Annotated in this window: 7 protein-coding genes; 2 read left to right on the top strand and 5 right to left on the bottom strand. The window is 73.6% G+C overall.

Annotated features, from left to right (window positions below; genetic code table 11):
* Nucleotides 1-65: 65 nt before the first annotated feature.
* A complete protein-coding gene (metG, locus tag ACIRFL_RS16680) occupies nt 66-1,595 on the bottom strand; it encodes a methionine--tRNA ligase (protein WP_404028962.1) in 1,530 nt (509 codons plus the stop codon).
* Nucleotides 1,596-2,300: 705 nt separating this feature from the next.
* On the opposite strand from metG, the gene ACIRFL_RS16685 reads away from it, so the two are divergent.
* Complete coding sequence (locus ACIRFL_RS16685) at nt 2,301-4,562, top strand: M4 family metallopeptidase (RefSeq protein ID WP_404028964.1); 2,262 nt, start codon at nt 2,301-2,303, stop codon at nt 4,560-4,562.
* A gap of 453 nt (nt 4,563-5,015) precedes the next feature.
* Here ACIRFL_RS16685 and ACIRFL_RS16690 read toward each other — a convergent pair whose 3' ends face one another.
* The 3 genes from ACIRFL_RS16690 to ACIRFL_RS16700 all read right to left on the bottom strand — a co-directional run bounded on the left by ACIRFL_RS16690 (nt 5,016) and on the right by ACIRFL_RS16700 (nt 9,599).
* Entirely contained in the window at nt 5,016-7,238 is a 2,223-nt protein-coding gene (locus ACIRFL_RS16690; RefSeq protein WP_404028989.1) for a glycosyl hydrolase family 95 catalytic domain-containing protein, read from the bottom strand.
* Nucleotides 7,239-7,538: 300 nt separating this feature from the next.
* Complete coding sequence (locus tag ACIRFL_RS16695) at nt 7,539-8,480, bottom strand: CAP domain-containing protein (protein WP_404028965.1); 942 nt, start codon at nt 8,478-8,480, stop codon at nt 7,539-7,541.
* A 480-nt stretch (nt 8,481-8,960) separates the two neighbouring features.
* Nucleotides 8,961-9,599, bottom strand: a complete 639-nt coding sequence (locus tag ACIRFL_RS16700) for a LysE family translocator (protein ID WP_404028967.1) — start codon at nt 9,597-9,599, stop codon at nt 8,961-8,963.
* Between the two features lie 202 nt (nt 9,600-9,801).
* Between ACIRFL_RS16700 and ACIRFL_RS16705 the strand changes: the two genes are divergently transcribed.
* On the top strand, nt 9,802-10,890 hold the full coding sequence (locus tag ACIRFL_RS16705; protein WP_404028969.1) for a LacI family DNA-binding transcriptional regulator: 1,089 nt from the start codon (nt 9,802-9,804) through the stop codon (nt 10,888-10,890).
* 393 nt (nt 10,891-11,283) lie between these two features.
* On the opposite strand, the gene ACIRFL_RS16710 is transcribed toward ACIRFL_RS16705, so the two are convergent.
* Nucleotides 11,284-12,258: an acetylxylan esterase gene (locus ACIRFL_RS16710; RefSeq protein ID WP_404028971.1), complete on the bottom strand. Its 975-nt coding sequence runs from the start codon at nt 12,256-12,258 to the stop codon at nt 11,284-11,286.
* Nucleotides 12,259-12,756 lie beyond the last annotated feature (498 nt).

Here is a 12,756-nt window from a genome sequence, read left to right on the forward strand (position 1 = left end):
CCCGTCCCTGCGGCCCGAGACCGCCGCGGAACCCAGCAGGACCCCGCTTATCGGAGCGCGGGACGTCACGCCCGCCCGGTGTCCTGTTGGAGGCGGGGGAACAGTGGGCGTGGCGTGGGCAGGCGGCCCTCGGTCGGTGTCACCTGGTCGTTGATGCGCGCGGCGGCGTCGGGTACGAAGGGGCTCAGCTCGTCGGCGAGCACCCGGCACGCCCGGACCAGGGTGAGGAGGACGGCGTCGAGCCGCCGCCCCGCCGCGGCGTCGCCCTGCCGCTCCGCCCGGGCCAGTTCCCAGGGCCGGGTGGCATCGACCAGGCGGTTGGCCTCCTCCACGACCTCCCAGACCGCGTGCAGGGCACGCCGGAAGTCGAAGCCGGCCAGGGCGGCGTCGACGCGTCCTGGAGCCTTCCGGCATGCGTCGACCAGGGCCGGCCCGGTGGACGGCGCGGGGCCCGCGGCGGGGAGCACTCCGCCACGGAAGCGGTGCACCATGGTCACGACCCGGTGGACGAGGTTGCCGAGTCCCTTGGCGAAGTCCGCGTCCGCGCGGGCCGCCAGGCGCTCGACAGTGAAGTCGGCGTCCCCGACCCGGGGCACGTCCCGCAGCAGCCACCAGCGCACCGCGTCGGTTCCGTGGGCCGCGACCAGCGCGGCCGGGTCGACGGTGGTGCCCGCGGACTTGCTGATCTTGCGGCCGCCGACGGTGAGGTAGTCGTGGACCAGGATGTCGGTGGGCAGCGGGAGGCCGGCCGACAGCAGCATGGCCGGCCAGTACACGGCGTGGAAGCGGACAACTCCCTTGCCGACCAGGTGGACACGGCGTCCGCTGGTTTCCCACCACCGGGTGTACGCGGCGTCGCCGGTGCCGTAGCCGAGGCTGGTGACGTAGTTGCCGAGGGCGTCCCACCACACGTAGACGACCTGGCTCGGGTCGTCGGGCACGGGGATGCCCCAGCCGCGGGCGCGGTCGTGGGAGCGGGAGACCGAGAAGTCGTGCAGACCGCCTTCGATCAGGGCGAGGACTTCGTTGCGGCGGGCCGCGGGCTCGATGCGCAGGTCGCCGGCGGAGATCAGCCGGTGCAGCCGGTCGGCGTAACGGGACAGCCGGAAGAACCAGTTCTCCTCCGCGACGAGTTGGGGTTCGGTGCCGTGCTCGTCGCACCGTCCGTCGACCAGTTCGTCAGGGGTGTAGAACTGCTCGCAGCCGACGCAGTACAGGCCCTCGTACGGGGTGCGGTAGAGGTCGCCGGCGGCTGCGCACCGGCGCCACAGACGTTCCACTCCGACCCGGTGGCGCGGGTCGCTGCTGGTGCGGATGAAGTCGTCGAGGAAGAGCGAGAGCGGGCCGCGCAGCGCGGCGAAGGCATCGGCGTTGCGGTCGACGAACGACTGCACGTCGACGCCGGCCGCCTCGGCTGCCAGGACGTTCTTCAGGGAGTTGTCGTCGGTGCCGCCGAGCAGCCGGACCTGCTCGCCCCGGTGCCGGTGGTGACGGGCCAATGTGTCGGCCTGGACGAGTTCCAGGGCGAAGCCGAGGTGCGGGCGGGCGTTGACGTACGGAATGGTCGTGGTGAGGTAGTGGCGTCGTGCGGTCATCGGTCCTCCTGCCGGGGTGGCGGGGCCCGGTCGCACAACGATCGAGGCCCCGTTGCGGGGCCTCGCATGCGCTACGCGTGCGTACTCAGCGGCCCCGTCGGCGGGGCATCATCCGGTGCTGAGGCGAACGCGTGATCATGCGGCCGATCGTAACAGCGGAGCTTGCCGCCGGGCCCGCCCTTTTTCTCGTCTCCCGTTCTGTTCTGCGCGGACGGCGTACCGGCCGGCAGGTCCCGGCTCCCGGAGCACCACCACCCGTCCGACCGCCGACACGCGCGCGGGTCCGGACCGGGCGTACGGCCACGGCCGTGATGTGAACGGGGCGGGCGCGGGTAGGAGTTCAGCCGCACCCCCGTGATGCCGGGCGCCGCACCCCGCACCCGCACCCGCGCCCGCCCCGCCCCGCGTACCGCGGCGCCGGGCGCGAGGCGGCGCGCGGCCGAAAAGCGGCGGCCGAGCGGCCGAACGGCGGTCGGCAGCGGCCAATTTGAGCCGTGGGTTGTCCTAGGCATGACAACCTTGTCTGTGAAGTGTCACTCTGCTGAACGCACCTTCACATCCCCTCCACGGGGCACCGCCGGGCGCGTACCACGCGGCCGTCCGGCGCCGCGCCCCGTGCACCCGCGCGCCGCCGGACGGCCGTACCCGGCCCCACCCGCTCTCCCGGGCTCCACCGAGTCCACCCCACACCGAAGGAGAACGCCCTTGTTCCGGCAGGACCGTCACCGTTCCAGATACACCGCCGCCCTCGTCCTGACCGCCGTGAGCACCCTGCTCGCGGCCGGCGTACAGACCGGCACCGCCGTGGCCGCCGACCGGGGCGGCTCCGTGAAGATCAAGGCGACCCCGCGGGCCGCCGCCGCACCCGCCCGCCTCTCGGCGACACAGCGCGCCGCACTGCTCAAGAGCGCCACCGCGTCCGCCGCGGGCACGGCCAAGGCGCTGGACCTCGGCGCCAAGGAGAAGCTGGTCGTCAAGGACGTCACCAAGGACGCCGACGGCACCATCCACACCCGCTACGAGCGCACCTACGCCGGGCTGCCCGTCCTCGGCGGCGACCTCGTCGTGCACACCGACGGCGCCCGCCTGACGGTGTCGAAGGCGACGCGGGCCGACCTCGCCGTGCCCACCACCACGCCGAAGGTCCCGGCGGCCACGGCCAGGACGAAGGCACTCGCGGCGGCGGACAAGGCCCGTGCCGAGAGCCCCGAGGTCGACCGCGCCCCACGGCTCGTCGTCTGGGCCGGCACCGGCCGGCCGGTCCTGGCCTGGGAGACGGTGGTCGGGGGCGTCCAGCACGACGGCACGCCCAGCGAACTGCACGTCGTCACCGACGCCGCCTCGGGCAAGCAACTGACCAGCTTCGAAGGCGTGCAGACCGGCACCGGCACCGGGCAGTACAGCGGAACGGTGCCGCTCGGCACCACGCTGTCCGGTTCGACGTACCAGCTCGTCGACGGCGACCGCGCCGGACACCGCACCTACGACCTGAACCAGGGCACCTCCGGCACCGGCACCCTGTTCACGGACGACAACGATGTCTGGGGCGACGGCACCCAGAGCAACCGCCAGACGGCGGGCGTGGACGTGGCCTTCGGGGCCGCCGCGACCTGGGACTACTACAAGGACGTCTTCGGCCGCAACGGCATACGCAACGACGGGGTGGCCGCCTACAGCAGGGCCCACTACGGCAACAACTACGTCAACGCGTTCTGGTCCGACAGCTGCTTCTGCATGACCTACGGCGACGGTTCGGGCAACGCCAACCCGCTGACCGCGCTCGACGTGGCCGCGCACGAGATGAGCCACGGCGTCACCAGCGCCACCGCCAACCTCACCTACTCCGGTGAGTCCGGCGGCCTGAACGAGGCGACCTCGGACATCTTCGCCGCCGCGGTGGAGTTCCACGCGGGGCTGGCCGCCGACGTGCCCGACTACATGGTCGGCGAGAAGATCGACATCAACGGCGACGGCACCCCGCTGCGGTACATGGACGAGCCCTCCAAGGACGGCGCGTCCCGCGACTACTGGAGCTCCACGCTCGGCAGCATCGACGTCCACTACTCCTCGGGCCCGGCGAACCACTTCTTCTACCTGCTGTCCGAGGGCAGCGGAGCGAAGACCGTGAACGGGGTCGACTACGACAGCCCGACCTACGACGGTCAGCCGGTCACCGGCATCGGCATCGACAACGCCCAGCGCGTCTGGTACCGGGCGCTGACCACCTACATGACGTCGAGCACCAACTACGCGGGCGCCCGCACCGCGACGCTCCAGGCCGCGGCCGACCTCTTCGGCGCCTACAGCCCCACCTACCTCGCCGTGGCCGACGCCTGGGCGGCGATCAACGTGGGCCAGCGGATCGCGCTCGGCGTCAACGTGGCTCCCATCGGGGACCAGATCAGCGGCGTCGGACAGGAGGTGTCGCTGCAGACCGACGCGTACACCACCAACTCGGGTGCGGGCCTGACGTATGAGGCGACCGGACTCCCGGACGGCCTGTCCATCGACGCCACGGGTCTGATCTCCGGCATCCCGACCACGACCGGCACCAGTGACGTGACGCTGACGGTGACCGACGACACGGGCGCGAGCGCCACCGCGTCCTTCACCTGGCGCGTGGCCAACATCTACGCCAACGCCACCCGGGTCGACATCCCCGACGCCGGCGCGGCGGTGGAGTCCCCGATCACCGTCACCGGCCGGACCGGCAACGCCTCGGCCACCACCCAGGTCTACGTCAAGATCGTGCACACCTACCGGGGCGATCTGACCGTCGATCTGGTCGGCCCGAACGGAACCGTCTACTCGCTGCTCAACCGCAGCGGCGGCTCGGCGGACAACGTGGACCAGACCTTCACCCTCGACGCGTCGGCGCAGCCCGTCTCCGGAACCTGGAAGCTCCGAGTCCAGGACCGCGCCTCGATAGACGTGGGCTACCTCGACCAGTGGCAACTCATCCCCTGACCCCCCTCACCAAGCCGTCCCCGCGCCCCCAAAGGGGCGCGGGGACCGGCGCGACGCCGAACCCCACCTGCCCCGGACGATAGGCGGCAGGGCAGCCGCCCCACAGGGGCGCGGGGAACGGCGCGCTCAGCCCCGACGGCCCCGCGGTCGGCCACGGCGCGACGCCGAACCCCGCTGTCCGCCCCGGCGTGCCGCACCCCGAACCGCCCACGGCAGGGCAGTCGCCCCAAAGGGGCGCGGGGAACGGCGCGCTCAGCCCCGACGGCGCAGGGGCCGGCCACGGCGCGATGCCGCTCCCCGGTGTCCGCCCCGGCGTGCCGTGCCCTGGACGATCGGCGGCAGGGCAGTCGCCCCCATAGGGGCGCGGGGAACGGCGCGCTCAGCCCCAACGGCGCCGCAGTCGACCACGACGCCCCCTGGCGTGACCGCGCCGGCAGGCGACCGTGGCCAAGGTCAGCGCCAAGCGTACCGGCGTCCGGCCACCGCCTCGACCGTGATCTCCCCCCGCTCCACCAGCCCACTCCGCAAGGTCAGCGCACGCGTCCGCGTGGCGGTGAGCCCCACGTACGTGGCTTTCCCGTCCGCCCAGTCGATGTCGACGACGGCGCCGCCACGGGCCCGCAGCCCACGGACGGAGCCGTCCGGCCAGGCGGCGGGCAGCGCGGGCAGGATCTCCACGACGCCGTGCTGGCTCTGCAGCAGCATCTCCACCACCCCCGCGCTCGCCCCGAAGTTGCCGTCGATCTGGAACGGCGGATGGGTGTCCCAGAGATTGGGCAGCGTGGACGACTTGAGCTGCTCGCAGAGCATCCGGTGCGCATGGTCGCCGTCCCGCAGCCGGGCCCAGAAGTTGATCTTCCACGCCTTGGACCAGCCGGTGCCCCCGTCGCCGCGCGCGGTCAGGGACACCTCGGCGGCCTCGGCCCAGGCACTGCCGGGTCCGATCTGCCGGCCGGGATGCAGCGCGAACAGGTGCGAGACGTGCCGGTGGTCGTCGGCCGGGTCGTCCAGGTCCTCCTTCCACTCCTGCAACTGGCCCCAGGACCCGACGCGCAGGCCCGGATCGAGATCGGCCAGCGCCTGCTCGACCCGCCGGCGGAAGGCAGGGGAGTCGCCGAGGACGCCGGCCGCCTCCAGGGTGTTGGTGAACAGGTCGTGCACGATCTGCTGCGACATGGCCGCCCCCGCCGTGAAGTCGCCGTGCTCGGGCGAGTAGCTGGGGGTGACCACGAGCCTGCCGTCCCGCGGGTCGGTGCGCAGATTGGCCAGCCAGAACTCGGTGGCCTCCTTCATCACCGGGTACGCCGTGCCGCGCAGATAGTCCGTGGACCCGCCGAACCGGTAGTGCTCGTAGAGCTGTTGGGTGAGCCAGGCCGCCGCCTCCGGGAACCAGAAGGAGGTGGCCCAGTCGTGGACGCCGGTGAAGCCGTACGGGTTGGTCTCGTTGTGCACGACCCAGCCGGCCGAGCCGAACATCTCACGGGCGGTGTGCCGCCCGGGGGCGCGCAGGGCCTGCACGAAGCGGTGGTGGGGAGCGGTCGTCTCGGGGAGGTGGGCGGCCTCGGCGAGCCAGTAGTCCATCTGCAGGTTGATGTTGACGTGGTAGTCGGCCGACCAGGGCGGCGTGGTGCTCTGGTTCCACACGCCTTGGAGGTTGGCGGGCAGCGAGCCGGGCCGCGAGGACGCGATCAGCAGATAGCGGCCGTACTGGAAGAACAGCGCTTCCAGGGCGCGGTCCGCGGGGCTGGTGCCGCCGGTGTACGAGGCGAGCAGCCGGTCGGTGGGGACGTCCGCCGTGGACGACTGGCCGATGTCGAGCGCCACCCGGCCGAACAGCGCGCGGTGGTCGGCGATGTGCCGGGCCTTCAACCCCTCGTAGGTGTGCCGGCTCGCCCGGTCCACGGCGGCGGTGACGGCGGCGTGCGGGTCCGCGCCGCGGTAGTCGGGGTGGCTGTCGGCGTAGTCCGTGCCGGCCGCGAGCACGAACCAGGCGCTGTCCGCTGCGGTGACGGTGATCGTGCCGTCGGCGCCGCATGTCACGGTTCCACCGGTGGTGCGGACCTGGACCTGGGCCTCGAAGCGCAGCCCGTTGTCCGCGAGCGTGCCGCGCACGGTGAGCCGCCCGCCGGCCGCGACGGCCGTGAAGTCCGTGCGCGGAGAGGAGTAGCGCAGCGTGCACGACACCAGGCCGGGCCGGTCCGCGACGAGCCGGCCCACGATCACACCGTCCGGGTACGAGGCGAAGAACTCCCGGTGCCTGCGCACCCCTTGGCCGGTGTAGGCGACCGTCGCCACGGCGTCGTCCAGATCGAGTGCGCGGCGGTAGCCGTCGGCCGTGGGCGGGTCGGCGAGGTCCAGACGCAGGTCGCCGAAGGTCTGGTAGGCGCCGAAGCCGACGCGCGGCTGACCGAGCCGGTCCGCGACGACCTCCGGGGCGAGCCGCCGCACTTGGTCCAGGTCGTCCTGGACCGCCTGGACGGCGCCGGGGCGCGGGGTGCGCCAGTCGCCGTGGTCGTAGCCCTGCGCGGAGCCGGGGCCGCCCGTCCACAGGGTCTTCTCGTTGAACTGGAGGCGTTCGGAGGCGACGGTGCCGAACACCATGGCGCCCAGCGCGCCGTTGCCGATGGGCAGCGCCTCGCGTTCCCAGTCCGTGGCAGGCGCCGCGTACCACAGCACACAGCGCTGGGCCGGCCGGGCCTCAGCCGTCGATACATCCGATGACTGATGGGCGGCGGCCTCGGTCGATCCGGGAGCCGGCATGCCCAACGCGGCGCTTCCCGCTGCAACGGCGCCTGCCGTCAAGGTAGTTCTACGGGAGATGAACGGCGACTCGGGAGACATGCCTCGGAACCTAGAGGTCCGATCAACGGGCGGCAAGGGTCGTGGCAAGCCGGTGCCCGGGCGGGTTACCGATGCCATGGCGCCCCGGCACCATGGCATCGGCCACCCGCAGCGGGACCGCGGGCCGCCCGCCGGTTACCGGGCGGCCCCGAAGTCCTGGGTCCAGTAGTCGCCGGGCTGCGCGAGTCCGACGCCGATCTCCTTGAACGAGCAGTTGAGGATGTTGGCCTTGTGGCCGGGGCTGGACATCCAGGCCGCCATGACCTGTTCGGGACCGGAGTAGCCGTAGGCGACGTTCTCGCCGTAGGCGCTCCAGGTGTAGCCGGCCTTCGTGATCCGGTCGCCCGGCTTGGACCCGTCGGACCCCGAGTGCGACATGTTCCGGTGGGCCGCCATGTCCTCGCTGTGCGCCTGCGCGGCCTTGCTCAGCTTGTCGTTCAGGGTCAGCGCCGAGCAGCCCGCCTTGCCGCGTTCGTCGTTGACGAGTTCGAGGATGCGGGTGGCGGTTTCGGACGCGCTCCCGGTGGCCGCCGGAGCGCTCGGGGACTTTGGGGCCGCGGAGGTGTCGGGCGCCTCGGCGGGTGCGCTGGGCGCCGCCGTGCCGGGCGCGGGTGCCTCGGCGGGCGCGCCGGGTGCCGCCGTACTGGGCGCAGGCGCGGCCGTGCTGGGCTCGGGCGCCGGTGCGCTCGGCGTCGTGGCGCCGGGCGGGGTGCCCCTCCCGTGCCGGTGGCCCGGGTGCCGGTTCGCCCACCACGGCGGGGTGGCGGCCTCGGGCGCACCGGTCTGCGGCGAGTCCGCCGCGGCGGGCGGGGCGTCCGGCGCCGCCGGGGCGCCACCCCCGCCGGGAATCCACTGCCGGTCCCCGCCGCGGTTCCCGTCCTGACGCCGGCCGGTGTCGTTCCACCCGCCTGTCGTCGCGGTGTCCGCCGCGCCGCCGAGCTGCTGCTGTCCGCCGCCGCCCGGTCCCTGCCAGTCGGTGCAGGCCGCCATGGCGGCGGACGGGACGCCCACGACGCCCACGGCGAGGGCGGCGACGAGTATGCGCCGGTGATGATTCTTCTTGCGGTGGTTCCCCATGCGTGACCTCACTCGGTAGTCGCCGAGCGCTCCTGGTGCGGTGTGCCGGCTGCGAAGACCCCGCCCGTCGACCGCGGCGAGGCCGTGCGCGTCGATTCTCAGGAAGGCTTCATTTGCAGCGCAAAGGGATCTCGTACGATCCCGCCTCGTAGGTCCGTGCGCCCCTTGTCAGCGAAGTACGAGCGTGCAGGCCCGGCTCCGGGACCGGCGCGATCCTCTGTCGCTTCGTCAGAATCTGTTTGCTGCAAAGAACGAGGAGAGTGCGCCGGCCGTGCGGCGGGCACTCGCTTCCGGCGGTGCGCACAGGGGGATCAAGACGGACAAATCCAGAATGTCCCCCGGAGGGATGCCTACTACCCGGCCCGGTCAATTCCCGGAGTCGATGTGAGAGATGTCACGGAACCATCCGCGCCTAGCTGCCGTTGTCCTCGCCCGAGCGCTCGTGACGATCACGCCCGCCCGCACCGACCGCGGCCGCGGTCAGTCCGTGCGGCCCGTCGCGGCGACGGTCACGCCGAGGCCGATCATCGCGAGCCCGCCGGCGCCGCCGACCAGCGAAAGCCGTCGCGGAGAACGGGCGAACCAGCCCCGGGCCGTGGCCGCGGCCAGCCCCCACACACTGTCCGAGACGATGGCGATGGCGTTGAAGACCAGCCCGAGCAGCAGCATCTGGGCCGGCACATGACCCCGGTCGGGAGCGACGAACTGCGGCAGCACGGCCGCGAAGAACACGATGGTCTTGGGGTTGGCCACACCCACCGCGAACCCCTCCCACAGCGTGCGCAGACCTCCACGGTCCGTCTCGTCCGCGGCGAACGCCGCCGTGAGCGAACCACGTTGCCGCCAGGCCCTGACACCGAGATGCACGAGGTACGCGGCGCCCGCGAGCTTCAGCACCGTGAAGACCAGCACGGAGCGCTCCACGACCGAACCGATCCCCAGCGCCACGGCCACGACGAGCACACAGGCGCCCAGCGTGTTCCCCACGACCGTGGTCAGCGCGGCACGCCGCCCGTGCGCCAGCGCCCGCCCGACCACGAACAGCACGCTGGGCCCGGGGACGACGATCAGCAGGAACGACATCGCGGCGAAGGCGAGCAGACGATCGGCGGACACCATGACGCCCATGCAAGCACGAGCCTCCCGGACGTTCAGCCGATTTTCCGCGTCACCCGACCGCCCCGAGAGCCCGGACGCGTCGGGCCCGCAGCCCGCGCCGGGTGCCGGTCCCGGGGGAACAGGTTGCTTCGGGGGGCCCGGCCGCCTAGGGTGAATGCGCTTTCATCGAGGTGCATACACACAGACGTACGGGGCCCGCATCATGAACACCACCCCCACGGTGTACGACGTCGCCGAACGTTCCGGGGTGTCGATCGCCACGGTCTCGCGCGTCTACCGCACCCCCGGCTCGGTGCGGGCGAGCACCCGGGAACGGGTGCTCGCCGTGGCACGCGAACTCGGCTACGTGCCCAGCGGCAGCGCCCGCGGACTCGCCAGCCGCTCCACCGGAGTCCTCGGCCTGTGCTTCCCGGACTACGCGGATCCCGACGCCGCCCCGACGGACGCGGATGACGACGACGCCACGACCCTCTACTCCGACCAGATCATCCGCGGCATGGAACGGGCGGCGCGGCGGCACGGCTACGCCCTGCTGATCGCCGCCTCCCTCCAGGGCGGCCCGGAGAGCCTGGTGGCGAAGGTGGCCGGGCGGGTGGACGGGTTCGCCGTGACGGCCCGCACGGTGCCTACGGAGGAACTGGAGGTCATCTCCCGCCGGCGGCCGGTGGTGATGCTGGCGGGGCCGCGCGAGGGCGGTGACGCGCTGGACCACCTCGACCACATCGAGGTGGCCAACGAGGAGGGCCAGTGGGAGCTGACCCGGCATCTCATCGAGGACCACGGGCTGCGGCGCCTGGCCTACGTGGGCACCGCGGAGCGGTCCCCGGACGTCGAGGCCCGCTTCCGCGGGTTCCGGCGGGCCTGCCGCGAGGCGGGTGTGGCCGTGGCCGCCGAACCGGCGCTGCGCGTCGGGATGATGACCCGGGCACAGGGCGCGCGCGCCGCCGACGCGTTGTGCGAGCGGGCCGGCGAGCGCCCCGAGGCGTTCGTCTTCGCCAACGACCAGATGGCCGTCGGCGCCCTGTCCGCCCTCGAACGCCGGGGCCTGGCGGTGCCCGGCGACGTGGTGGTGACCGGCTTCGACGGCATTCCGCTCAGCCGCCTGGTGCGTCCCGCGCTCACCACGGTGCGCCAGCCCACGGTCCGGATGGGCGAGGAGGCCGTCGAACTCCTGGTGCGGCGGCTGACCGGGGCGCAGTCCGGGGACCCGGTCTCCCTGATGCTCCCCGTCACGGTGGCCCGCCGAGAAAGCTGCGGCTGCGACACCCGGCCGGACACACCGGCGCGGTGACACGGCCGCCGGGCAGCGGGGGCTCAGTGGTGTGCTTTCCGGTGGGTGCTGGGCGTCCGCGAGGGGCTGGCGCTCGGCTGTGAGTACAGGTTGGTGAGACCGGGCAGCCGGCCGCCGGCCCGCGGGGTGGGCCTGTGCGGTGTGCTTTCCGGTGGGTGCGGCCGTCCCTGCGAGGGGGCGGCGCTCGGCCGGGAATATCGGCCGAGGCGGGCGGCACGAGCAGCCGCCGGGCTGCGATGGTGGCCCTGCGCGGTGTGCTTTCCGGTGGGTCCCAGCCGGGGGCACCGGCTCGGTGGCACCGGACGGACACCCGTCGTACGTGCCCCGGGTGACACCCGTTCCGTGGACAGGGGTGTCACCCCGGTCCGTGACCGGGATCTCGTCCGGGTGCCGTCACCTCAGGTGCCGGGCGAAGAAGGTGTCCGTGGCCGCCCGCAGGCGTCGGCGTTCCTCTGCCTCGCCGGGGTGCGCGAAGTGGCCTGCGTCCAGGAGGTGCAGGGTGTGCGGTCCGGCGAGGGCGTTGTGCACGGCGAACTGGCCCGGCGGCGGGACCGCCGGATCGAACAGGGCGCACGCGGCCAGCACCGGAAGGCGCAGCCGGGTCGCCGCCGTGGCCGCGTCGTAGTACGCGAGGACGTCCACGACCTCCGGGTGCTCGCGCGCGTACCCGCGCACCGACTCACCGCTTCCGGTGCTGGGCAGGGTGAGCCGCAGCGGATGGTTGCCGAACGTGGGCACCGTGAGCAGTGCCGCGGCGAACCGTTCGTCCCAGGGCAGCGCCAGGGCGCCGAGGCCGCCCCCGAAGCTCTCGCCGAGATAGCCGAGGCCCCGCCCGTCGAGTTCCGGTAGGAGTTCCAGCAGCGCGCTCGCCGCGCACCACAGGTCGGCGACGCAGTCGCCCAGCACATACGTGTCCCGTGAGCCGATGCCGTGCAGTACGTGCTCGGCGGAGTGCGCGGGGACATCCGCCCGGAGACTGCGCGTCGGCATCCCGGTCATGCAGGGCAGGAGCGCGGCCGAACCGGGCAGGGGCAGCGGCAGAGCGTCGCCGGCCGTGTCGCGTCCGCCGTAGCCGTGCCCGATGACGAAACCGTGGCGGGCGGGCCGGCCGTCGGCGGGCAGCGCGAGCCAGCCGCCGCAGCGGCCACTGGTGGATGCGTAGGTCACCTCGTGCACCCGCACCCCGTCGCGTTCCTCGACGAAGGCGCCCACCCGGGGCCGCGGGTCGATCCGTCGCGCGGCTGCCCGGCGGGCGCGCCAGAAGTCGTCGAAGCCCGGCGGGGCGGGCGGCGCGGGCACCGCGAGCAGGGCCTCCGGCGTGTGGCCGTGGGCGGGGTCGAAGGGCAGGTCGTGAGCGAAGCGCGGCATGCGGTGACTGTAGTCAGGGGGCCGACCCGCGGCGCGGGGCGGCCCGGGGCACAGGTCGCTCGCGCAGGACCGGGGACATACGTCACAGATGCTGTCGCCATGCCTGCGACCGATTCACGGTGCTGTCCCGTCGGGCCGGTTCCCCGGCCGGGCCGGGCGAGGGCGGTGCACCGACGGCAACCGCGCCCGGCCGCCGCCGGACACATACAGCCCTGCGCGGCACCGGCGACGCGTGCCCACCGGATGCGGTGGCGGGCGTCGGGAGGCGGGCATCCGGACGCCGGCGCACCGGCGGCCGTGGCGAGTTCGCCGGTTAGGGCGCCGCACGGCGCGGTGGAGAGGGAGGCGGAGACGGCGCCGGTGCCGACGGTCGTGGGGGGGGGGGGGGGGGGGGGGGGGGGGGGGGGGCCCCCGCCGCCCCCCCCCCCCCCCCGGGGGGGGGGGGCGCCCCCCCGCGGGCCGCCGCGCCGCGGGGGCCCCGGCCCCCCCCCCCCGCCC

The sequence above is a fragment of the Streptomyces sp. NPDC102462 genome (assembly GCF_044765425.1).
Taxonomy (GTDB): Bacteria; Actinomycetota; Actinomycetes; order Streptomycetales; family Streptomycetaceae; genus Streptomyces.

What these genes read in the sequence shown, in the direction of transcription:
- metG (WP_404028962.1), bottom strand. Translation starts at nt 1,595, where the DNA reads ATGACCGCACGACGCCACTACCTCACCACGACCATTCCGTACGTCAAC.
- ACIRFL_RS16695 (WP_404028965.1), bottom strand. Translation starts at nt 8,480, where the DNA reads ATGGGGAACCACCGCAAGAAGAATCATCACCGGCGCATACTCGTCGCC.
- ACIRFL_RS16700 (WP_404028967.1), bottom strand. Translation starts at nt 9,599, where the DNA reads ATGGTGTCCGCCGATCGTCTGCTCGCCTTCGCCGCGATGTCGTTCCTG.
- ACIRFL_RS16705 (WP_404028969.1), top strand. Translation starts at nt 9,802, where the DNA reads ATGAACACCACCCCCACGGTGTACGACGTCGCCGAACGTTCCGGGGTG.
- ACIRFL_RS16710 (WP_404028971.1), bottom strand. Translation starts at nt 12,258, where the DNA reads ATGCCGCGCTTCGCTCACGACCTGCCCTTCGACCCCGCCCACGGCCAC.